Annotated in this window: 19 protein-coding genes; 17 read left to right on the top strand and 2 right to left on the bottom strand. The window is 70.2% G+C overall.

Annotation, left to right across the window (positions count from 1 at the left end; genetic code table 11):
- The first annotated feature begins 148 nt into the window (after positions 1-148).
- From ACWCRB_RS29235 to nusB, 3 genes are read left to right on the top strand one after another with little or no spacing between them, the layout of a single operon-like run.
- Complete coding sequence (locus ACWCRB_RS29235; RefSeq protein WP_450998885.1) at positions 149-1,243, top strand: M24 family metallopeptidase; 1,095 nt, start codon at positions 149-151, stop codon at positions 1,241-1,243.
- A 60-nt stretch (positions 1,244-1,303) separates the two neighbouring features.
- Positions 1,304-1,870, top strand: coding sequence for an elongation factor P (gene efp, locus ACWCRB_RS29230; protein WP_053744664.1), 567 nt, complete (start codon positions 1,304-1,306; stop codon positions 1,868-1,870).
- 2 nt (positions 1,871-1,872) lie between these two features.
- Positions 1,873-2,313, top strand: coding sequence for a transcription antitermination factor NusB (gene nusB / locus ACWCRB_RS29225; RefSeq protein WP_450998884.1), 441 nt, complete (start codon positions 1,873-1,875; stop codon positions 2,311-2,313).
- A gap of 245 nt (positions 2,314-2,558) precedes the next feature.
- Here nusB and bldD read toward each other — a convergent pair whose 3' ends face one another.
- A complete protein-coding gene (gene bldD / locus ACWCRB_RS29220; RefSeq protein WP_450998883.1) occupies positions 2,559-3,059 on the bottom strand; it encodes a transcriptional regulator BldD in 501 nt (166 codons plus the stop codon).
- Positions 3,060-3,324: 265 nt separating this feature from the next.
- Between bldD and pyrR the strand changes: the two genes are divergently transcribed.
- From pyrR to ACWCRB_RS29150, 14 genes are all read left to right on the top strand, one after another.
- Positions 3,325-3,906 carry a bifunctional pyr operon transcriptional regulator/uracil phosphoribosyltransferase PyrR gene (pyrR, locus tag ACWCRB_RS29215; RefSeq protein WP_369032028.1) on the top strand — a complete coding sequence of 194 codons (582 nt, stop codon included), beginning with the start codon at positions 3,325-3,327 and terminating at the stop codon, positions 3,904-3,906.
- 89 nt (positions 3,907-3,995) lie between these two features.
- Positions 3,996-4,973, top strand: coding sequence for an aspartate carbamoyltransferase catalytic subunit (locus ACWCRB_RS29210; protein WP_450998882.1), 978 nt, complete (start codon positions 3,996-3,998; stop codon positions 4,971-4,973).
- Positions 4,974-4,978: 5 nt separating this feature from the next.
- Positions 4,979-6,265, top strand: a complete 1,287-nt coding sequence (locus ACWCRB_RS29205) for a dihydroorotase (RefSeq protein WP_450998881.1) — start codon at positions 4,979-4,981, stop codon at positions 6,263-6,265.
- The gene (locus ACWCRB_RS29200) at positions 6,262-6,837 is read left to right on the top strand and encodes a PH-like domain-containing protein (RefSeq protein WP_450998880.1); all 576 of its coding nucleotides are present in this window, start codon (positions 6,262-6,264) and stop codon (positions 6,835-6,837) included. The genes ACWCRB_RS29205 and ACWCRB_RS29200 overlap by 4 nt, the downstream gene beginning before the upstream one ends.
- Complete coding sequence (carA, locus tag ACWCRB_RS29195) at positions 6,834-7,976, top strand: glutamine-hydrolyzing carbamoyl-phosphate synthase small subunit (RefSeq protein ID WP_450998879.1); 1,143 nt, start codon at positions 6,834-6,836, stop codon at positions 7,974-7,976. The genes ACWCRB_RS29200 and carA overlap by 4 nt, the downstream gene beginning before the upstream one ends.
- Positions 7,969-11,277 (top strand): carbamoyl-phosphate synthase large subunit, encoded by a 3,309-nt coding sequence (gene carB, locus ACWCRB_RS29190; RefSeq protein ID WP_450998878.1) that lies wholly within the window; start codon positions 7,969-7,971, stop codon positions 11,275-11,277. Before carA ends, carB begins: the two co-directional genes overlap by 8 nt.
- Before the next feature lie 64 nt (positions 11,278-11,341).
- Positions 11,342-12,451: a quinone-dependent dihydroorotate dehydrogenase gene (locus tag ACWCRB_RS29185; protein WP_450998877.1), complete on the top strand. Its 1,110-nt coding sequence runs from the start codon at positions 11,342-11,344 to the stop codon at positions 12,449-12,451.
- A complete protein-coding gene (gene pyrF, locus ACWCRB_RS29180; protein WP_450998876.1) occupies positions 12,448-13,293 on the top strand; it encodes an orotidine-5'-phosphate decarboxylase in 846 nt (281 codons plus the stop codon). Before ACWCRB_RS29185 ends, pyrF begins: the two co-directional genes overlap by 4 nt.
- A gap of 276 nt (positions 13,294-13,569) precedes the next feature.
- Positions 13,570-13,893: an integration host factor gene (locus tag ACWCRB_RS29175; protein WP_003977346.1), complete on the top strand. Its 324-nt coding sequence runs from the start codon at positions 13,570-13,572 to the stop codon at positions 13,891-13,893.
- A gap of 36 nt (positions 13,894-13,929) precedes the next feature.
- Complete coding sequence (gmk, locus tag ACWCRB_RS29170; RefSeq protein WP_450998875.1) at positions 13,930-14,523, top strand: guanylate kinase; 594 nt, start codon at positions 13,930-13,932, stop codon at positions 14,521-14,523.
- A 38-nt stretch (positions 14,524-14,561) separates the two neighbouring features.
- A complete protein-coding gene (rpoZ, locus tag ACWCRB_RS29165) occupies positions 14,562-14,834 on the top strand; it encodes a DNA-directed RNA polymerase subunit omega (RefSeq protein ID WP_006382157.1) in 273 nt (90 codons plus the stop codon).
- A gap of 132 nt (positions 14,835-14,966) precedes the next feature.
- Positions 14,967-16,169 carry a bifunctional phosphopantothenoylcysteine decarboxylase/phosphopantothenate--cysteine ligase CoaBC gene (gene coaBC, locus ACWCRB_RS29160; protein ID WP_450998874.1) on the top strand — a complete coding sequence of 401 codons (1,203 nt, stop codon included), beginning with the start codon at positions 14,967-14,969 and terminating at the stop codon, positions 16,167-16,169.
- A gap of 292 nt (positions 16,170-16,461) precedes the next feature.
- Positions 16,462-17,670 (top strand): methionine adenosyltransferase, encoded by a 1,209-nt coding sequence (metK, locus tag ACWCRB_RS29155; protein ID WP_450998873.1) that lies wholly within the window; start codon positions 16,462-16,464, stop codon positions 17,668-17,670.
- Positions 17,671-17,926: 256 nt separating this feature from the next.
- Positions 17,927-20,119 (top strand): primosomal protein N', encoded by a 2,193-nt coding sequence (locus tag ACWCRB_RS29150; RefSeq protein ID WP_450998872.1) that lies wholly within the window; start codon positions 17,927-17,929, stop codon positions 20,117-20,119.
- A 297-nt stretch (positions 20,120-20,416) separates the two neighbouring features.
- On the opposite strand, the gene ACWCRB_RS29145 is transcribed toward ACWCRB_RS29150, so the two are convergent.
- Positions 20,417-20,977, bottom strand: coding sequence for a hypothetical protein (locus tag ACWCRB_RS29145; RefSeq protein ID WP_450998871.1), 561 nt, complete (start codon positions 20,975-20,977; stop codon positions 20,417-20,419).
- Between the last annotated feature and the right edge of the window lies 1 nt (position 20,978).

Below are 20,978 nucleotides of genomic sequence, written 5' to 3'. Positions count from 1 at the left end.
GCCGTGGCGGGGGTTCGGGGGCGGCAGCCCCCGAGGATGGGACGGGTAGGGGCGGCGGGGGCGAAGAAAGTCTGCGGTCGTGTCCAGGTGCCGCCCACTCGGCCCTCTCCGACCGGCGGCCAGCCGTTCGCGCTCTTACGCTCGGGGCATGTCAGAGGTGTACGCGGCGCGTCGAGCGCGGCTTCGGGAGCGGTGTCACGCGGGTGGTAGCGCGGGGGCGCTCGTCTCCCGTGCCGCCAATGTGCGGTACCTCGCGGGCGCGGCCCCGCAGGGAGCCGTACTGCTGCTGGGAAAGCGTGAGGATCTGCTCGTGTGCGCGGGGGCCGTCGAGGGTGGCCGCTCCGACGAGGCACTGCGCGTGCACGCACTGTCCGTGCCGGGCGGTGACCCGGCCGTCGCCGCCGCGGATCTCGCTGCCGCTCAGGGCGCTGAATCCCTCGCCGTCGAGGAGCATCACCTGACCGTGGCCCGGTATCGGGCCATCGGGTCCGTCGCGCCCAGGCTGCGGCTTGCCGACCTTGGTGGCGCCGTCGAGCAGCTCCGGGTGGTGAAGGACGAGGAGGAGATCGCCTGTCTGCGGATCGGCGCCGAGATCGCCGACCAGGCGCTCGGCGAGTTGCTGGAGTCCATCCTCGTGGGGCGTACGGAGCGGCATCTCGCCCTCGAACTGGAGCGGCGGCTCGTCGATCACGGCGCCGATGGGCCCGCTTTCGCCACCGCCGTTGCAACCGGGCCGAATTCCGGTCGCAGGGGGCATCGGCCCACGGATCGGCGGGTGGAGGAAGGCGACTTTCTCTCTGTTTGTCTTGGCGCCGTCTATCGCGGCTATCGCTGCGAGATCGGCCGTACGTTTGTCATCGGCACCTCGCCCGCCGACTGGCAGATCGAGCTGTACGACCTCGTCTTCGCAGCCCAGCGGGCCGGACGCGAGGCCCTGGCACCCGGCGCCGCCTACCGTGACGTGGACCGTGCGGCACGCCAGGTGCTGGACTCCGCGGGGCATGCGGACCGCCTTCCGGACCTCACCGGACACGGTGTCGGACTCGAAATCGAGGAGGACCCGCAGCTCGCCCCCGCAGCCATGGGTAAACTGGACGCTTGCGTGCCGGTCACCGTCGAACCGGGGGTCCACCTCCCGGGCCGGGGCGGTGTCCGGATCGATGACACGCTCGTCGTACGCCCCGAGGCGGACGGCGGACCCGAGCTACTTACCATCACGACCAAGGAACTGCTCGCGCTCTAGCCTTGAAGCTGTCGCGTCTGCCCCGGGGTCGTCCACGTCAGTCCAGGAGATTCCGCAACCGTGGCTTCCACGAACGACCTCAAGAACGGCCTGGTGCTCAAGCTCGACGGGGGCCAGCTCTGGTCCGTCGTCGAGTTCCAGCACGTCAAGCCCGGCAAGGGCCCGGCCTTCGTGCGCACCAAGCTGAAGAACGTGCTCTCCGGCAAGGTCGTCGACAAGACGTTCAACGCCGGTGTCAAGGTCGAGACGGCCACTGTCGACAAGCGCGACATGCAGTTCTCGTACATGGACGGCGAGTACTTCGTCTTCATGGACATGGAGACGTACGACCAGCTCATGGTGGACCGCAAGGCCGTCGCCGACGCCGCCAACTTCCTGATCGAGGGCTTCACCGCCACGGTCGCGCAGCACGAGGGCGAGGTGCTCTTCGTCGAGCTGCCGGCCGCCGTCGAGCTGGTCGTCCAGGAGACCGAGCCCGGTGTCCAGGGCGACCGCTCCACCGGCGGCACCAAGCCCGCCACGCTGGAGACCGGCCACCAGATCCAGGTCCCGCTCTTCATCACCACCGGTGAGAAGATCAAGGTCGACACCCGTACGAGCGACTACCTCGGCCGGGTGAACAGCTAACCGTGGCTGCCCGCAACACGGCCCGCAAGCGTGCCTTCCAGATCCTCTTCGAAGGCGACCAGCGCGGGGCCGATGTCCAGAGGGTCCTCGGGGACTGGATCCGGCTCTCCCGGGCCGACACCCGCCAGCCCCCGGTCAGCGAGTACACGATGCAGCTCGTCGAGGGGTACGCGCAGCACGCGAAGCGCATCGACGAGCTGATCTCGCAGTACTCGGTCGGCTGGACGCTCGACAGGATGCCGGTCGTCGACCGCAACATCCTGCGCCTCGGTGCCTACGAGCTGATCTGGGTCGACGAGACCCCGGACGCCGTCGTCCTCGACGAGATGGTGCAGCTGGCGAAGGAGTTCTCGACGGACGAGTCGCCCTCGTTCGTCAACGGCCTCCTCGGCCGCTTCAAGGACCTGAAGTCCTCGCTGCGCCGCGACGGCGACGAGGTCTGAGCCGCACGGCACACGCACACGGACGAACGCCGGTGGGCCCCAGCGACACACAGCTGGGGCCCACCGGCGTTCCGTACGGCGTTCGTGCGGCTTCGTAAGGCCAGGAGGGGCGCTGGGAAGTCCCGTGGCATCCGGGTGCCTGCGTGGTCCCCGAAGCCCGGAGAACGCCGTCGGGGTGGCCCGAACCCGTAGGTTCCGGCCACCCCGGCGGCACGTTTCTGCTCAACGGCTGAAGGCCGTCGGGCTCAGCCCTCCTCGTGGGAGACGGCGCGGCGCGCGTCCGCGTTCAGTACGCCCCAGCTGATCAGCTGCTCGGTCAGGACCGAGGGCGACTGGTCGTAGATGACGGCGAGGGTGCGCAGGTCGTCCTGGCGGATCGACAGCACCTTGCCGTTGTAGTCGCCGCGCTGCGACTGGATCGTCGCGGCATAGCGCTGCAGGGGGCCCGCCTTCTCGGTCGGCACATGGGCCAGCCGCTCAAGGTCGAGGACGAGCTTCGGCGGCGGCTCGGCGGCCCCGCCCGGCGTGGTGCCCGGCAGCAGCTCCTGCACGGGAACCCCGTAGAAATCCGCCAGCTCGGCGAGGCGCTGTACGGTCACGGCACGATCGCCGCGCTCGTACGAACCGACCACGACCGCCTTCCAGCGTCCCTGGGACTTCTCCTCGACACCGTGGAGGGAAAGGCCCTGCTGGGTGCGGATCGCCCGGAGCTTGGCCCCGAGCTGTTTGGCGTATTCGCTGGACATATAGCTCCCGGACACAGTGTCGACGTGCGGACGAGCCGCGCGGCTGGTGACTCACTGTGAGGTTACGCAGCGTTACTCTTCCCCGTCAAGCCGAACGGGTCGGCCCGGCTCCTCCACGGTGGGCGACATGCGGTTACGGCAGACGGGTGACGTATGGCGCCAGTGGGGTGAACAGGGATGTTGCGTGGACTGGTACCGTGGTTGGCGCAATTCCGACGTCCTTTAATGATCCGTCCTGTGAGGCGGAGAAGGAGGTCCGTTTCCTATGGACTCTGAGCAGGACAAGCAGCAGTACGAGGCCGACGCACGGCCCGTTCTGGAAGCCCCCGACATCGCGCGGGTGCTGACCCGCATCGCCCACGAGATCGTCGAACGCGCCAAGGGCGCCGACGACGTGGTGCTCCTCGGCATCCCGACCCGGGGCGTCTTCCTCGCCCAGCGGCTCGCCGCCAAGCTCGCGGAGATCACCGACCGCAAGATCCCGGTCGGCTCCCTCGACATCACCATGTACCGCGACGACCTGCGCATGCACCCGCCGCGCGCGCTGGCCCGTACGGACATCCCCGGTGACGGTCTCGACGGCAGACTCGTCGTCCTCGTCGACGACGTGCTCTTCTCCGGCCGCACCATCCGCGCCGCCCTCGACGCCCTGAACGACATCGGGCGCCCGCGCGCGGTGCAGCTCGCGGTCCTCGTCGACCGAGGCCACCGCGAACTGCCCATCCGCGCCGACTACGTCGGCAAGAACCTCCCCACGTCGTTGCGGGAGACGGTCAAGGTCCAGCTCGCCGAGGAGGACGGTCGGGACACCGTCCTGCTCGGTGCGAAGCGGACCGCCCAGCAGTAGCACGCGCGCGTGCGGCCCCGCGCCGTACGCCCCTTCGCGATGCCCCTGCCTGCCCGGAATCTCCTGAACTTCCTTACGGAGCCTGAAAGATGCAGCGTCATCTCATCTCGGCCGCCGACCTCACCCGCGACGACGCCGTCCTGATCCTCGACACCGCCGAGGAGATGGCCCGGGTCGCCGACCGGCCGATCAAGAAACTGCCGACCCTGCGCGGCCGTACCGTCGTCAACCTCTTCTTCGAGGACTCGACGCGGACCCGGATCTCCTTCGAGGCCGCCGAGAAGCGCCTCTCCGCCGACGTCATCAACTTCACCGCCAAGGGGTCGAGCGTCTCCAAGGGCGAGTCCCTGAAGGACACCGCCCAGACCCTCGAAGCCATGGGCGTCGACGCGGTCGTCATCCGGCACGGCGCCTCCGGGGCCCCGTACCGGCTCGCCACCTCCGGCTGGATCGACGCGGCCGTCATCAACGCCGGCGACGGGACGCATCAACACCCGACGCAGGCGCTGCTGGACGCCTTCACCATGCGCCGTCGGCTCGTCGGCCGGGACGCGGGCATCGGCCAGGACCTCGCCGGCAAGCGGATCACCCTGGTCGGCGACATCCTGCACAGCCGCGTCGCCCGCTCCAACGTCGACCTGCTGCACACCCTCGGCGCCGAGGTCACCCTCGTCGCCCCGCCGACCCTGGTGCCGGTCGGCGTCGAAGCCTGGCCCTGCGAGGTCTCGTACGACCTGGACAGCACCCTTCCGAAGTCCGACGCGGTGATGCTGCTGCGCGTGCAGCGGGAGCGCATGAACGCCGCGTTCTTCCCGACCGAGCGCGAGTACTCGCGGCGCTACGGTCTCGACGGCGACCGCATGGCGCGGATGCCCGAGAACTCCATCGTGATGCACCCCGGGCCGATGGTCCGCGGTATGGAGATCACCGCCGAGGTCGCCGACTCCGAGCGCTGCACGGCGATCGAACAGGTCGCCAATGGTGTCTCCATCCGGATGGCCGTGCTCTATCTGCTGCTCGGCGGCAACGAACCCGCCGTCACCCACACCCGTACCGAGGAGAAGTAAGACACATGGGCAAGATCCTTATTCGTGGTGCGCGGGTGCTCGGCGGCGAGCCGCAGGACGTCCTGATCGACGGCGAGACCATCGCCGCTGTCGGTGCCGGGCTGTCCGAGGAGGGCGCCGAGGTCGTCGAGGCCAGCGGCAAGGTGCTGCTCCCCGGGCTCGTCGATCTGCACACGCATCTGCGGGAGCCGGGGCGCGAGGACTCCGAGACCGTGCTGACCGGGACCCGGGCTGCGGCGAGCGGTGGGTTCACGGCCGTGTTCGCCATGGCCAACACCTTCCCCGTCGCCGACACCGCCGGTGTGGTCGAGCAGGTCTGGCGACTGGGCCGGGAGCACGGCTACTGCGACGTCCAGCCCATCGGGGCCGTCACGGTCGGGCTTGAAGGCAAGAAGCTTGCTGAGCTGGGCGCCATGCACGAGTCCGCCGCCGGGGTCACCGTCTTCTCCGACGACGGCAAGTGCGTCGACGACGCCGTGATCATGCGGCGCGCCCTGGAGTACGTGAAGGCCTTCGGCGGGGTCGTCGCCCAGCACGCGCAGGAGCCGCGGCTGACCGAGGGCGCCCAGATGAACGAGGGCGTCGTCTCGGCCGAGCTGGGGCTCGGGGGCTGGCCCGCGGTCGCCGAGGAGTCGGTCATCGCGCGCGATGTGCTGCTCGCCGAGCACGTCGGGTCCCGCGTCCACATCTGCCATCTGTCGACCGCAGGGTCCGTCGAGATCGTCCGCTGGGCCAAGTCCCGGGGCATCGACGTCACCGCCGAGGTGACCCCGCACCACCTCCTGCTCACCGACGAGCTGGTCCGGACGTACAACCCGGTCTACAAGGTCAACCCGCCGCTGCGCACCGAGCGCGATGTGCTGGCCCTGCGCGAGGCGCTCGCCGACGGCACGATCGACATCGTCGCCACCGACCACGCCCCGCATCCGCACGAGGACAAGGACTGCGAGTGGGCCGCCGCCGCCATGGGCATGGTCGGCCTGGAGACCGCGTTGTCAGTGGTCCAGGAGACGATGGTGGACACCGGACTCCTGGACTGGGCGACCGTCGCCGACCGTATGTCCTTCGCCCCCGCGCGCATCGGGCGGGCGACGGGCCACGGCCGCCCCGTCTCGGCAGGTGAGCCCGCCAACCTCACGCTCGTCGACACGGCATACCGTGGGTCCGTGGACCCCGCGGGCTTCGCCTCCCGCAGCCGCAACACCCCGTACGAGGGCCGTGAGCTGCCGGGCCGTGTCACGCACACGTGGCTCCGGGGCAAGGCCACGCTCGTCGACGGGAAGCTCGCGTGACATCACTGCCGGATTTGACGTACATCGCCGCCGAACAGAAGTCGGCCGAGGTGACCGACTGGGCCGCCCGGGTGGGCTGGCTGGTCGGGCTCGCGCTCTTCGTCGCGCTCATCTACTGGCTGATGCGCGAGGGCTGGAAGTGGCGCGGCACGCTCCAGGGCGACCTGCCCGAGCTGCCTGACGCGCCGGACGAGCCCGGTGAGGCGAGACTGACGATGAGCGGGCGCTACCACGGCTCCACCACCGCGGGGCAGTGGCTGGACCGCATCGTGGCGCACGGCCTCGGCACCCGCAGCCGGGTCGAGCTGACGCTGACGGATGCGGGACTGGACGTCGTACGCCCCGGGGCGGCCGACTTCTTCGTCCCCCTGGATGCCCTGCGCGAGGCCCGGCTCGACAAGGGGATCGCCGGCAAGGTCCTCACCGAGGGCGGCCTGCTGGTCGTCACCTGGGCGCACGGCGAACGGCTGATCGACTCCGGGTTCCGCTCCGACACCGCGGCCGAGCACAACGAGTGGGTCCGCACCCTGAACCAGATGATCAACAAGACGGAAACGGAAGGCGCACGATGACGACCTCCACCAGGGGAGCCAGCAAGGCTCCCGCCGTACTCGTCCTGGAGGACGGCCGGATCTTCCGCGGCCGTGCCTACGGGGCCGTGGGGGTGACCTTCGGAGAGGCCGTCTTCTCGACCGGCATGACCGGCTACCAGGAGACCCTCACCGACCCGTCGTACCACCGCCAGGTGGTCGTCATGACCGCCCCGCACGTCGGCAACACCGGCGTCAACGACGAGGACCCCGAGTCGGGGCGCATCTGGGTCGCGGGCTATGTCGTACGGGACCCCGCGCGCGTGCCCTCCAACTGGCGCTCGCAGCGATCCCTCGACGAGGAGCTGCGCAAGCAGGGCGTGGTCGGCATCTCCGGCATCGACACGCGCGCGTTGACGCGTCATCTGCGCGAGCGCGGCGCCATGCGCGTCGGCATCTTCTCCGGCAACGCGCTGCCCGACGACGGCACGATGCTCGCCGAGGTCCGCCAGGCCCCCGAGATGAAGGGCGCCGACCTCTCGGCCGAGGTCGCCACCAAGGAGACGTACGTCGTCCCCGCGATCGGCACGAAGAAGTACACGGTCGCGGCCGTCGACCTCGGCATCAAGGGCATGACCCCGCACCGGATGGCCGAGCGCGGCATCGAGGTGCACGTACTGCCCGCCACGGCGACCGTGGAGGACGTGTACGCCGTCAACCCCGACGGGGTGTTCTTCTCCAACGGGCCCGGCGACCCGGCCACCGCGGACCACCCGGTCGCCGTCATGCAGGCCGTCCTGGAGCGCGGTACGCCGCTCTTCGGTATCTGCTTCGGCAACCAGATCCTCGGGCGGGCGCTCGGCTTCGGCACGTACAAGCTGAAGTACGGCCACCGGGGCATCAACCAGCCCGTCCAGGACCGTACGACGGGCAAGGTCGAGGTCACCGCCCACAACCACGGCTTCGCCGTCGACGCACCGCTCGACAAGGTCTCCGAGACGCCGTTCGGGCGCGCCGAGGTCTCGCACGTCTGTCTGAACGACCAGGTCGTGGAAGGCCTCCAGCTGCTCGACCGGCCCGCGTTCAGCGTCCAGTACCACCCCGAGGCGGCAGCGGGCCCGCACGATGCCGCCTACCTGTTCGACCGCTTCACCGCACTGATGGAGGGCCAGCGTGCCTAAGCGCACCGATATCCAGTCCGTCCTGGTCATCGGCTCCGGCCCGATCGTCATCGGCCAGGCCGCCGAGTTCGACTACTCCGGCACCCAGGCCTGCCGCATCCTGCGCGCCGAGGGCCTCCGGGTCATCCTGGTCAACTCCAACCCGGCGACGATCATGACCGACCCGGAGATCGCCGACGCCACCTACGTCGAGCCGATCACCCCCGAGTTCGTCGAGAAGATCATCGCCAAGGAGCGCCCGGACGCCCTCCTGCCCACCCTGGGCGGTCAGACGGCCCTGAACACCGCGATCTCCATGCACGAGCAGGGTGTCCTGGAGAAGTACGGTGTCGAGCTGATCGGCGCCAACGTCGAGGCGATCAACAAGGGCGAGGACCGAGACCTCTTCAAGGGCGTCGTCGAGGCCGTCCGCGCGAAGATCGGGCACGGCGAGTCCGCCCGCTCGGTCATCTGTCACTCCATGGACGACGTCATCGCGGGCGTCGAGACGCTCGGCGGCTACCCCGTCGTCGTCCGGCCCTCCTTCACCATGGGCGGCGCCGGCTCCGGCTTCGCGCATGACGAGGAGGAGCTGCGCCGCATCGCCGGCCAGGGCCTGACCCTGTCTCCGACCACCGAGGTGCTCCTGGAGGAGTCCATCCTCGGCTGGAAGGAGTACGAGCTGGAGCTGATGCGCGACAAGAACGACAACGTCGTCGTCGTGTGTTCCATCGAGAACTTCGACCCCATGGGCGTGCACACCGGCGACTCGATCACCGTCGCGCCCTCGATGACGCTGACCGACCGCGAGTACCAGCGCCTCCGCGACATCGGCATCGCGATCATCCGCGAGGTCGGGGTCGACACCGGTGGCTGCAACATCCAGTTCGCGATCAACCCGGACGACGGCCGCATCATCGTCATCGAGATGAACCCGCGCGTGTCGCGTTCCTCGGCCCTCGCGTCGAAGGCGACCGGCTTCCCGATCGCCAAGATCGCCGCCAAGCTCGCCGTCGGCTACACGCTCGACGAGATCCCGAACGACATCACGGAGAAGACCCCGGCGTCCTTCGAACCGACGCTCGACTATGTGGTGGTGAAGGCTCCGCGCTTCGCCTTCGAGAAGTTCCCGTCCGCCGACTCCACCCTCACCACCACCATGAAGTCGGTCGGCGAGGCCATGGCCATCGGCCGCAACTTCACCGAGGCCCTCCAGAAGGCGCTGCGGTCGCTGGAGAAGAAGGGCAGTCAGTTCACCTTCGTCGGCGAGCCCGGCGACAAGGGCGAGCTGCTGGCCGAGGCCGTCCGGCCGACCGACGGGCGCGTCAACACCGTCATGCAGGCCATCCGCGCGGGCGCCACGCCCGAGGAGGTCTTCGACGCCACGAAGATCGACCCGTGGTTCGTCGACCAGCTGTTCCTGATCAAGGAGATCGCGGACGAGCTGGCGGAGGCCGAGCGGCTGAACCCCGAACTCCTGGCCGAGGCCAAGCGGCACGGCTTCTCCGACCAGCAGATCGGCGAGATCCGGGGCCTGCGCGAGGACGTCGTGCGCGAGGTACGGCACGCGCTGGGCGTGCGCCCGGTGTACAAGACGGTCGACACGTGCGCCGCCGAGTTCGCGGCCAAGACGCCGTACTTCTACTCCTCGTACGACGAGGAGACCGAGGTGGCGAGCCGCGAGAAGCCGGCCGTCATCATCCTCGGCTCCGGCCCCAACCGCATCGGCCAGGGCATCGAGTTCGACTACTCCTGTGTCCACGCCTCCTTCGCGCTGAGCGACGCGGGCTACGAGACCGTGATGGTCAACTGCAACCCCGAGACCGTCTCCACGGACTACGACACCTCCGACCGCCTGTACTTTGAGCCGCTGACGCTGGAAGACGTGCTGGAGATCGTCCACGCGGAGACGCTGGCCGGCCCGGTCGCGGGCGTGATCGTGCAGCTCGGCGGGCAGACCCCGCTGGGCCTGGCGCAGGCCCTCAAGGACAACGGCGTACCGGTCGTGGGCACCCCGCCCGAGGCCATCCACGCCGCCGAGGATCGGGGCGCCTTCGGCCGCGTCCTCGCGGAGGCCGGCCTCCCGGCCCCCAAGCACGGCACGGCGACGACGTTCGCCGAGGCCAAGGCCATCGCCGACGAGATCGGCTACCCGGTCCTCGTACGCCCGTCGTACGTCCTCGGCGGGCGCGGCATGGAGATCGTGTACGACGAGACCCGGCTGTCGTCCTACATCGCCGAGTCGACCGAGATCAGCCCCTCCCGGCCGGTCCTGGTCGACCGCTTCCTCGACGACGCGATCGAGATCGACGTCGACGCCCTGTACGACGGCGAGGAGCTGTACCTCGGCGGCGTCATGGAGCACATCGAGGAGGCCGGTATCCACTCCGGCGACTCGGCGTGCGCCCTGCCGCCGATCACGCTGGGCGGCTTCGACATCAAGCGGCTGCGGACCTCGACCGAGGCCATCGCGCGCGGGGTCGGCGTCCGCGGTCTGATCAACATCCAGTTCGCGCTGGCCGGCGACATCCTGTACGTCCTGGAGGCCAACCCGCGCGCGTCCCGTACGGTCCCCTTCACCTCGAAGGCGACCGCGGTGCCGCTGGCGAAGGCCGCCGCCCGGATCTCGCTCGGCGCGACCGTCGCCGAACTGCGGGCCGAGGGACTTCTCCCGGCGACCGGCGACGGCGGCGAACTGCCGCTGGACGCGCCGATCTCCGTCAAGGAGGCCGTCATGCCCTGGAACCGCTTCCGGGACACTTCAGGGCGGGGCGTCGACACCGTGCTCGGCCCGGAGATGCGGTCCACCGGCGAGGTCATGGGCATCGACTCCGTCTTCGGTACGGCGTACGCCAAGTCGCAGGCCGGGGCGTACGGCCCGCTGCCGACGAAGGGGCGCGCGTTCATCTCGGTCGCCAACCGGGACAAGCGTTCGATGATCTTCCCGGCGCGTGAACTGGTCGCCCACGGCTTCGAGCTGCTGGCCACCTCCGGCACGGCCGAGGTCCTCCGGCGCAACGGCCTCAACGCGAAGGTCGTCCGCAAGCAGAACGAGGGCACCGGTCCGAACGGCGAGAAGACCATCGTCCAGCTCATCCACGACGGCGAGGTCGACCTCATCGTCAACACCCCGTACGGCACCGGAGGCCGCCTCGACGGCTACGAGATCCGTACGGCCGCCGTGGCGCGCTCCGTGCCCTGCCTGACGACCGTCCAGGCGCTCGCCGCGGCCGTCCAGGGCATCGACGCCCTCAATCGGGGTGACGTGGGAGTGCGTTCACTCCAGGAACACGCCGAACATCTGACCGCGGCCCGCGACTAGCAGCCCTGAGGGGGACACCGGAAACGGTGTCCCCCTCTTCATGAGGTTCATGAGGGACACCATCATGTACAAGCTTTTCTTCCGTCTGGTCTTCACCCGGATGGACCCCGAAGAGGCCCACTACCTCGCCTTCCGCTGGATCCGCCTCGCCGCCCGCGTCCCCGTCCTGCGGACCGTCGTCGCCGCCGCCCTCGCGCCCCGGTACGAGGAACTGCGCACCGAGGCCTTCGGGCTGCGGATGCACGGCCCCTTCGGGCTCGCGGCCGGCTTCGACAAGAACGCGGTCGCGATCGACGGGATGTCGATGCTCGGCTTCGACCACGTCGAGATCGGCACCGTCACCGGCGAGCCGCAGCCAGGCAACCCCAAGAAGCGGCTGTTCCGCCTTGTGCCGGACCGCGCGCTCATCAACCGCATGGGGTTCAACAACGAGGGTTCGCTGGCCGTGGCGGCCCGTCTGGCGACCCGTGAGGCGGTCTTCCGGACCGTCGTCGGCGTCAACATCGGCAAGACCAAGGTCGTCCCCGAGGGCGAGGCCGTCGCCGACTACGTGAAGTCGACCGAGCGGCTCGCCGAGTACGCCGACTACCTCGTCGTCAACGTCAGCTCGCCCAACACGCCCGGGCTGCGCAACCTCCAGGCCACTGAGGCGCTGCGCCCGCTGCTCAGCGCCGTCCGCGAGGCCGCCGACCGCACGGTGACCTCGCGCCGGGTCCCGCTGCTGGTGAAGATCGCGCCCGACCTCGCCGACGAGGACGTGGACGCCGTCGCCGACCTCGCCGTCGAACTGGGCCTGGACGGGATCATCGCCACGAACACCACCATCGCGCGCGAGGGACTCGGTCTGACCTCCGACCCCACCCTGGTGAAGGAGGCCGGCGGCCTGTCCGGCGCACCCCTGAAGGCACGCTCCCTGGAGGTGCTGCGCCGCCTCTACGCGCGCGTGGGCGACCGGATCACCCTGGTGGGCGTCGGCGGCATCGAGAACGCCGAGGACGCCTGGCAGCGCATCCTCGCCGGTGCCACCCTCGTACAGGGCTACAGCGCGTTCGTCTACGAGGGCCCCTTCTGGGGCCGCACCATCCACAAGGGGCTCGCCGCCCGCCTCCGTACGAGCCCGTATGCCACGCTCGCCGACGCGGTCGGCGCCGACACAAGGAAGAAGACGGCATGACAGTCCTGGAACCCTTCGGCGCCCGGCTGCGCCGCGCCATGGACGAGCGCGGCCCGCTCTGCGTCGGCATCGACCCGCACTCCTCGCTGCTCCTCGACTGGGGGCTGAACGACGACGTCGCCGGTCTGGAGCGGTTCAGCCGCACCGTCGTCGAGGCGCTGGCCGGCCGGGTCGCGGTGCTCAAGCCGCAGAGCGCGTTCTTCGAGCGGTTCGGGTCGCGCGGGATCGCCGTACTGGAGAAGACGGTCCAGGAGGCGCGGGAGGCCGGCGCCCTGGTCGTGATGGACGCCAAGCGCGGTGACATCGGCTCCACCATGGCCGCGTACGCCGCCGCCTTCCTGGAGAAGGGCGCCCCGCTGTTCTCGGACGCGCTCACCGTGTCGCCGTATCTCGGCTACGGCTCGCTGAAGCCGGCGGTCGAGCTCGCGCGGGAGAGCGGCGCGGGCCTGTTCGTGCTGGCGCTGACCTCCAACCCCGAGGGCGGTCAGGTGCAGCACGCCGTCCGCGAGGACGGGCTGAACGTCGGCGCGACCATGCTGGCGTACCTCGCCGCGGAGAACGCGGGGGAGCGGCCCATGGGGTCCTTCGGGGCAGTCGTCGGGGCCACGCTCGGTGACCTCTCGTCCTACGACCTCGACATCAACGGACCTCTCCTCGCGCCCGGAGTCGGTGCCCAGGGAGCGACCCCGGCCGACCTTCCCGGGGTGTTCGGGGCTGCCCTGCGCAACGTGGTTCCGAACATCAGCCGAGGTGTTCTGCGTCACGGTCCCGAACTCGTCGCTCTGCGGGACGCGTCGGACCGGTTCGCCGACGAGATCCGGGCCGCAGTGGCCGCCACCTGAGCATTCGCACAGTTCGGCGGAGTCCTCCGATGAGTGACTCCGGGTCGCCTTGAGACTGAATACTTTCTCAAATCAGGGGCAGTATGCCTGAAATATCCGACCTGCCGAAGGCTGACCAGGACTTTTCCGCTGTTCTCGCTGACTCTGGCGGCCTTGGCCGCTAGTCTCCGACCAGAGCCAACGAGCAAGTGTGTTGTTCGTAGCTCACCAGGTGAGGGGCGACTAGGTTCCTCACCGGTCCGTATCCGACAGTTCGACATCCGAGGTGACGTAGGCGTGGCTCTTCCGCCCCTTACCCCTGAACAGCGCGCAGCCGCGCTCGAAAAGGCCGCCGCGGCTCGCCGGGAGCGGGCCGAGGTCAAGAATCGACTCAAGCACTCCGGCGCCTCCCTTCACGAGGTCATCAAGCAGGGCCAGGAGAACGACGTCATCGGCAAGATGAAGGTCTCCGCCCTGCTCGAATCGCTCCCGGGCGTGGGCAAGGTCCGCGCCAAGCAGATCATGGAGCGACTCGGTATCTCCGAGAGCCGCCGAGTGCGTGGCCTCGGGTCCAACCAGATCGCCTCCCTGGAGCGCGAGTTCGGCAGCACCGGCTCCTGAGTCCTGGCACCCCGGGATTCCTGGAATAATCGCCGCATGGCTGCAACATTCCGGGGGACGACCCCCGAGCCCCCGGACGTACGTCCGCGGCTGACCGTGCTCTCCGGCCCTTCGGGGGTCGGCAAGAGCACGGTCGTCGCCCATATGCGCAAGGCACACCCCGAGGTCTGGCTCTCGGTGTCGGCGACGACCCGAAAGCCACGCCCCGGCGAGAAGCACGGCGTCCACTACTTCTTCGTCACCGACGAGGAGATGGACAAGCTGATCGCCAACGGCGAACTCCTGGAGTGGGCCGAATTCGCCGGCAACCGCTACGGCACGCCGCGTGCGGCCGTGCTGGAGCGGCTGGAGTCCGGCGAGTCGGTCCTCCTGGAGATCGACCTCCAGGGCGCCCGGCAGGTCCGCGAGTCCATGGCTGACGCCCTGTTGGTGTTCCTGGCTCCGCCCTCCTGGGAGGAGCTGGTGCGCAGACTGACCGGGCGGGGCACCGAACTGCCCGAGGTGATCGAGCGCCGCCTGGACGCGGCCAAGATCGAACTGGCTGCCGAGCCCGAGTTCGACGAGACCCTGGTCAACACCTCCGTCGAGGATGTAGCGCGCGAGCTGCTAGCCTTGATGGAAGTTGTGTGATCGTTTCCGATCCCATCCCACCTTTCGGAAGGCAGAGCGTGTCCTCTTCCATCTCCACGCCCGAGGGCATCATCAACCCTCCGATCGACGAGCTCCTCGAAGCCACCGACTCGAAGTACAGCCTGGTGATCTACGCGGCCAAGCGTGCCCGCCAGATCAACGCGTACTACTCGCAGCTCGGCGAGGGCCTCCTTGAGTACGTCGGTCCGCTCGTCGACACCCACGTCCACGAGAAGCCGCTCTCGATCGCCCTGCGTGAGATCAACGCGGGTCTGCTGACGTCCGAGGCCGTTGAGGGCCCCGCGCAGTAGTATTTTCAACTTTCGGTTGTTTTATCCACAGGCCCGACAGCGCGACTGTCGGGCCTGTGGTGTGTCATAGACGCGTACCGAGTCGGGTGTCGGGTCGAGTATCGAGCCGCGTATCGAGTCAGGGGAGGCCCGGTGGGCAAGCCGAAGGTCGTACTGGGGGTCAGCGGCGGCATCGCCGCGTACAAGGCCTGTGAGCTGCTGCGGAGGCTGACGGAGTCGGGCCATGACGTCAGGGTCGTGCCCACCGCCTCGGCCCTGCACTTCGTCGGCGCCGCCACCTGGTCCGCGCTCTCCGGCCACCCCGTCTCGACGGAGGTCTGGGACGACGTCCAGGAGGTTCCGCACGTCCGCATCGGCCAGCAGGCGGACCTGGTGATCGTGGCCCCGGCGACGGCCGACATGCTTGCGAAGGCGGCCCACGGCCTCGCCGACGACCTGCTGACCAACACCCTCCTCACCGCCCGGTGTCCCGTCGTCTTCGCCCCCGCCATGCACACGGAGATGTGGGAGCACCCGGCCACCCAGGAGAACGTGGCGACACTGCGCCGCCGCGGCGCCCTCGTCATCGAACCCGCCGTCGGGCGTCTCACCGGCGTCGACACGGGCAAGGGGCGGCTGCCCGACCCGGCCGAGATCTTCGAGGTCTGCCGCCGTGTGCTGGCCCGTGGTGTGACGGAACCCGACCTGGTCGGCCGGCACGTCGTCGTCAGCGCCGGTGGCACCCGCGAGCCCCTCGACCCCGTCCGCTTCCTCGGCAACCGCTCCTCCGGCAAACAGGGGTACGCCCTCGCCCGTACGGCAGCCGCCCGGGGCGCCCGGGTCACCCTGATCGCCGCGAACACCGGCCTGCCGGACCCGGCCGGCGTGGACGTCGTACCCGTGGGGACGGCCGTCCAGCTGCGCGAGGCCGTGCTGAAGGCGGCCGCGGACGCCGACGCGGTGGTGATGGCCGCGGCGGTCGCCGACTTCCGACCGGCGGTCTACGCGACAGGCAAGATCAAGAAGAAGGACGGCGCGGACCCGGAACCCGTCGCCCTCGTCCGGAATCCGGACATTCTCGCGGAGATCTCGGCCGACCGCGCCAGAGCCGGCCAGGTGGTCGTCGGCTTCGCGGCCGAGACGGACGACGTCCTCGCCAACGGCCGTACGAAGCTGCGGCGCAAGGGATGCGACCTGCTGGTCGTGAACGAGGTGGGGGAGCGCCGGACCTTCGGTTCCGAGGAGAACGAGGCCGTAGTACTGGGCGCCGACGGCAGCGAGACCCCCGTGCCGCACGGGCCGAAGGAGGCATTGGCCGAGATCGTGTGGGACCTGGTTGCCGTCCGCCTGAAGTGAATGGTTCATTCGGGCGGCGGCGGATCGCACAGAGCTCTCGTGTCCCTCCGTATCCGTCCGTATCCCCTCGACTGCCCTTCCCACCTCGTACTTCGGGGCGTGGCGGCCCTGGCGTTCAGCCCTCATGATTGGGCAGAATGCCCGTGCCGCAGGTCACAGCGCTTCCGAGAGGCGAGACGGAGGGGCCGTTGGCCGAGTGCGACCGATAAACTGTTCTTGGACGGCACCGGGCGCAGCTCCCGAGCCGTCCGCCAATGATCAGCCAGCAGCCGCTGCAACCTCAGGGAGCGTTGTGTCCCGTCGCCTTTTCACCTCGGAGTCCGTGACCGAAGGTCACCCCGACAAGATCGCTGACCAGATCAGCGACACCATTCTCGACGCGCTTCTGCGCGAAGACCCCACGTCCCGCGTCGCCGTCGAGACGCTGATCACCACAGGCCTGGTGCATGTGGCCGGCGAGGTCACCACCAAGGCCTACGCGCCCATCCCGCAACTGGTGCGCGACAAGATCCTGGAGATCGGCTACGACTCCTCGAAGAAGGGCTTCGACGGCGCCTCCTGCGGTGTGTCCGTGTCGATCGGCTCGCAGTCGCCGGACATCGCGCAGGGCGTCGACACGGCGTACGAGCAGCGGGTCGAGGGTGACGAGGACGAACTCGACAAGCAGGGCGCCGGCGACCAGGGCCTCATGTTCGGCTACGCGACCGACGAGACCCCGGAGCTGATGCCGCTCCCGATCCACCTCGCGCACCGTCTCTCGCGCCGCCTGTCCGAGGTCCGCAAGAACGGGACGATCCCGTACCTGCGCCCCGACGGCAAGACCCAGGTCACCATCGAGTACGACGGCGACAAGGCGGTCCGGCTGGACACCGTCGTCGTCTCCTCGCAGCACGCGAGCGACATCGACCTGGACTCCCTCCTCGCCCCCGACATCCGCGAGTTCGTGGTCGAGGTGGAGCTGAAGGCGCTTCTCGACGACGGCATCAAGCTGGAGACCGAGGGCTACCGTCTGCTGGTCAACCCCACCGGCCGGTTCGAGATCGGCGGCCCGATGGGCGACGCGGGCCTCACCGGCCGCAAGATCATCATCGACACGTACGGCGGCATGGCCCGCCACGGCGGCGGTGCCTTCTCCGGCAAGGACCCGTCCAAGGTCGACCGTTCCGCCGCCTACGCGATGCGCTGGGTCGCGAAGAACGTCGTCGCCGCCGGCCTTGCCTCGCGCTGCGAGGTCCAGGTCGCGTACGCGATTGGCAAGGCCGAGCCGGTGGGCCTGTTCGTGGAGACCTTCGGTACGGCCAAGGTCGACGCCGAGAAGATCGAGGCCGCGATCACGACGGTCTTCGACCTGCGCCCGGCCGCGATCATCCGCGACCTCGACCTGCTCCGCCCGATCTACGCCCAGACGGCGGCGTACGGCCACTTCGGCCGTGAGCTGCCCGACTTCACGTGGGAGCGGACGGACCGGGTGGAGGCGCTGCGGAAGGCTGTCGGCCTGTAGAGCTTGTAGCGACCGACTGTTTGTCGAGGCCCGGCGTCCTGTTGAGGGGCGCCGGGCTTCGGCGTGCCGGGAAATGGATGGCGGGGGTGGGTTCCGGGTTCGTAAGGTGGCGATCTCCCGGTGCGCAGGCCGCGGTTGCTTCGGTGGAGTGCGTCCCTTGGACGTGCGGTGATTCTGGAATTTCGTGCCGCTGCCGACTTGATCTCGGGAGTTCGGGCGCCGCCCGTTGTCAGTGGCGTTTGGTAAAAATGCAAGCGTGAGCAGCGAGAACGGGCAGGGGAGCGGTGGGGCGGACGAGGCCCGGGGTGCCGAGGGGGCGCCGCCCGAGCAGCTTGCGTTGATTCGGGAGAGTGTGCGGCAGGCCAAGGCGCCGCGGGCCAAGCCGCGGACCTGGCGGGGGGCCGCGCTGGCCAAGGAGCTGCCCGTCGCTCGGGTGCTGGTCGACAAGGGTGTGCTGCATCTCGACCGGTACTTCGACTATGCCGTGCCCGAGGAACTGGACGCCGAGGCACAGCCCGGGGTGCGGGTGCGGGTCCGGTTCGGGGCCGGGCGGCATCGGGTGCGGGACGGGCGGCGTGAGGGTGGGGGGCTCATCGACGGGTTTCTCGTCGAGAGGCTTGCTGAGTCCGACTACTCCGGGCCGCTGGCCGCGCTGGCGCAGGTCGTGTCGTCCGAGGTGGTGCTGAGTGAGGAATTGCTTTCGCTTGCCCGGGCCGTCGCCGACCGGTACGCGGGGAGCCTCGCCGATGTGCTGCAACTGGCCGTACCGCCGAGGAACGCCCGGGCCGAGAAGGCGTCCTCTCCGGAGGCTCTGCCCGTGGGTGGGGTGCCGGATGCCGGGTCCTGGGGGCGGTACGACCGCGGGGGCGCGTTTCTTGAGGCGCTCGCCTCCGGGGGTGCGCCGCGTGCGGTGTGGAACGCGCTGCCCGGGCCGGAGTGGAGCGGGGAGCTGGCGCGGGCGGTCGGCGCGACTCTCGCCTCCGGGCGCGGGGCGCTCGTCGTCGTGCCGGACGGGCGTGCCGTCGCGCGGGTCGACGCTGCGCTGACCGCCCTGTTGGGGGAGGGACGGCACGCCGTGCTCACCGCGGACGCCGGGCCGGAGAAGCGGTACCGGGAGTGGCTGGCCGTGCGGCGGGGGGCCGTACGGGCCGTGGTGGGGACCCGGGCCGCCATGTTCGCGCCGGTCCGGGATCTGGGGCTCGTCGCGATCTGGGACGACGGGGACGACAGCCACAGTGAGCCGCACGCCCCGCAGCCGCATGCGCGTGAGGTGCTGTTGCTGCGGGCCGCGCAGGACAAGTGCGCCTTTCTGCTCGGGAGTTGGAGCTGCACGGTGGAGGCCGCGCAGCTCGTCGAGAGCGGCTGGGCCCGGCCGCTGGTCGCTGCGCGCGAGCAGGTGAGGGGGGCCGCTCCGCTCGTGCGGACCGTGGGGGACGGGGATCTCGCCCGGGACGAGGCCGCCCGGGCCGCACGGCTGCCTACCCTCGCCTGGCAGGTCGTGCGGGACGGGCTGAAGCACGGGCCGGTGCTGGTGCAGGTGCCGCGGCGGGGATACGTACCGAGGCTGGCTTGCGCCCGGTGTCGGGAACCCGCTCGGTGCCGGCACTGCGCCGGGCCGATGGAGGCGCGGGACGCCGGGGCGCCGTGGTGCGTGTGGTGCGGGCGGGAGGAGACCGGCTGGCACTGTCCGGAGTGCGGCGGGTTCCGGCTGCGGGCGCAGATCGTGGGCGCGCGGCGGACCGCCGAGGAGCTGGGGCGGGCGTTTCCGGCTGTGCCGGTGCGGACGTCCGGGCGTGAGCACGTGCTGGACACGGTGCCGGGGGCGCCGGCGCTCGTCGTCAGCACGCCCGGCGCGGAGCCGGTCGCCGAGGGCGGGTATGCGGCGGCCCTGCTGCTGGACGGCTGGGCGATGCTCGGGCGGCCCGATCTGCGGGCCGGGGAGGATGCACTGCGGCGGTGGATGGCTGCGGCGGCGCTCGTGCGGGGGCAGGGGGTGCGGGGGGAGGGGGCGCCCGGGGGGACGGTCGTCGTGGTTGCCGAGCCCACCTTGCGGCCTGTGCAGGCGCTGGTGCGGTGGGACCCCGTGGGGCATGCGGTGCGGGAGCTGGCGGAGCGTGCAGAGCTGGGGTTTCCGCCGGTGTCCCGGATGGCGTCCGTGTCCGGGACGGCGGAGGCCGTCGCGGGCTTCCTGGCTGCCGCCGAACTGCCGGGTGACGCCGAGGTGCTGGGGCCGGTGCCGTTGCCGGTGACTGCGGTTGGCCGACCGCGGCGGGTGGGGGCGCCGCCCCCCGGGGAGGAGTGGGAGCGGGCGCTGGTCCGGGTGCCGCCGGGTAGCGGGGCTGCCCTGGCGGGCGCCCTGAAGGCGGCTCAGGCCGCGCGGATGGCTCGGGCGGGGCGGGGTGGGGAGGAGAGCGTGTGGGTGCGGATTGATCCGCCTGATATCGGGTGAGGGGTGGGTTCTTTGGGTTCTTTGGCTGCGGGCCGGTGGGGGCTTGTCGCGCAGTTCCCCGCGCCCCTGAAAGACGTGCGGTTCCGGTGTTTCGAAGGAAGCGCAGTTCCCCGCGTCCCTGAAAGGCGTGCGGTTGCGGCGTTTCGAAGCGCAGGTCTTCGCGTCCTGAAAGGCGTGCGGTTCCCCCGTGACCCGGGGTGAGGTGAGGGTCGGTCAGGGTGGCCTGGCTCCCGCATGCCGCTGCCCTCCCGGGTGCGGTCGGGAGGGCAGCGGCAGGGGGTGGGGTGGTGGTTCGGGTCAGCCGTTTCGGGGGCCCGGGAAAGCTGTCGGGCGTACCTCGTCGCGCAGGGTTGGGCTGCCTGCTGTCGGCTGGGTCGGCATCGAGCGGGCCGCGGGGACCGTCGGGACCGTGGGGAGGGCTGTGCCTACACCGGTGACCGTGGCGACGCCCACCGTGCGGGTGCCCGAGGTCTCCGTGGCGCGTTCGGCGTCCGCCGCTGCCTGGGCGGCTGCGCGGCGGGCGCCGTAACGGCGGTGGACGGCCTGCTTGGTGACCCCGAGCGCGGAGCCCACCGCGTCCCACGAGAAGCCGAGTGAGCGGTCGAAGTCCACGGCGGCCGTGACCAGGGTTTCGACGCTGTCCCGCAGCTCCTGGGCGAGGCGGACGGTCGGGGCGGGGGCGCGTCCGTAGACGACGAAGCCCGTGGAGGGGCCGGAGCGGCGCGGGCGGTAGACATTGCCCAACTGGGCGGTGAGGGTGCGCAGTGCGTCCACCTGCCGGCGGACCCGCTCGATGTCCCGCACCAGCAAGTGCAGGCTGGCCCGAGCCTGGGCGTCGTGGGTTGCGTGGTCGGCCATG

This window comes from Streptomyces sp. NPDC002156, from assembly GCF_053593675.1.
The sequence above is the reverse complement of the archived record's forward strand: the minus strand, read 5'-3'. Positions and strand labels throughout refer to the sequence as shown.

Coding starts and splice junctions, on each gene's coding strand:
- ACWCRB_RS29235 (WP_450998885.1), top strand. CDS start 149: ATGTCAGAGGTGTACGCGGCGCGTCGAGCGCGGCTTCGGGAGCGGTGT.
- bldD (WP_450998883.1), bottom strand. CDS start 3,059: ATGTCCAGCGAATACGCCAAACAGCTCGGGGCCAAGCTCCGGGCGATC.
- pyrR (WP_369032028.1), top strand. CDS start 3,325: ATGGACTCTGAGCAGGACAAGCAGCAGTACGAGGCCGACGCACGGCCC.
- ACWCRB_RS29210 (WP_450998882.1), top strand. CDS start 3,996: ATGCAGCGTCATCTCATCTCGGCCGCCGACCTCACCCGCGACGACGCC.
- ACWCRB_RS29205 (WP_450998881.1), top strand. CDS start 4,979: ATGGGCAAGATCCTTATTCGTGGTGCGCGGGTGCTCGGCGGCGAGCCG.
- carA (WP_450998879.1), top strand. CDS start 6,834: ATGACGACCTCCACCAGGGGAGCCAGCAAGGCTCCCGCCGTACTCGTC.
- ACWCRB_RS29185 (WP_450998877.1), top strand. CDS start 11,342: ATGTACAAGCTTTTCTTCCGTCTGGTCTTCACCCGGATGGACCCCGAA.
- pyrF (WP_450998876.1), top strand. CDS start 12,448: ATGACAGTCCTGGAACCCTTCGGCGCCCGGCTGCGCCGCGCCATGGAC.
- gmk (WP_450998875.1), top strand. CDS start 13,930: ATGGCTGCAACATTCCGGGGGACGACCCCCGAGCCCCCGGACGTACGT.
- ACWCRB_RS29145 (WP_450998871.1), bottom strand. CDS start 20,977: ATGGCCGACCACGCAACCCACGACGCCCAGGCTCGGGCCAGCCTGCAC.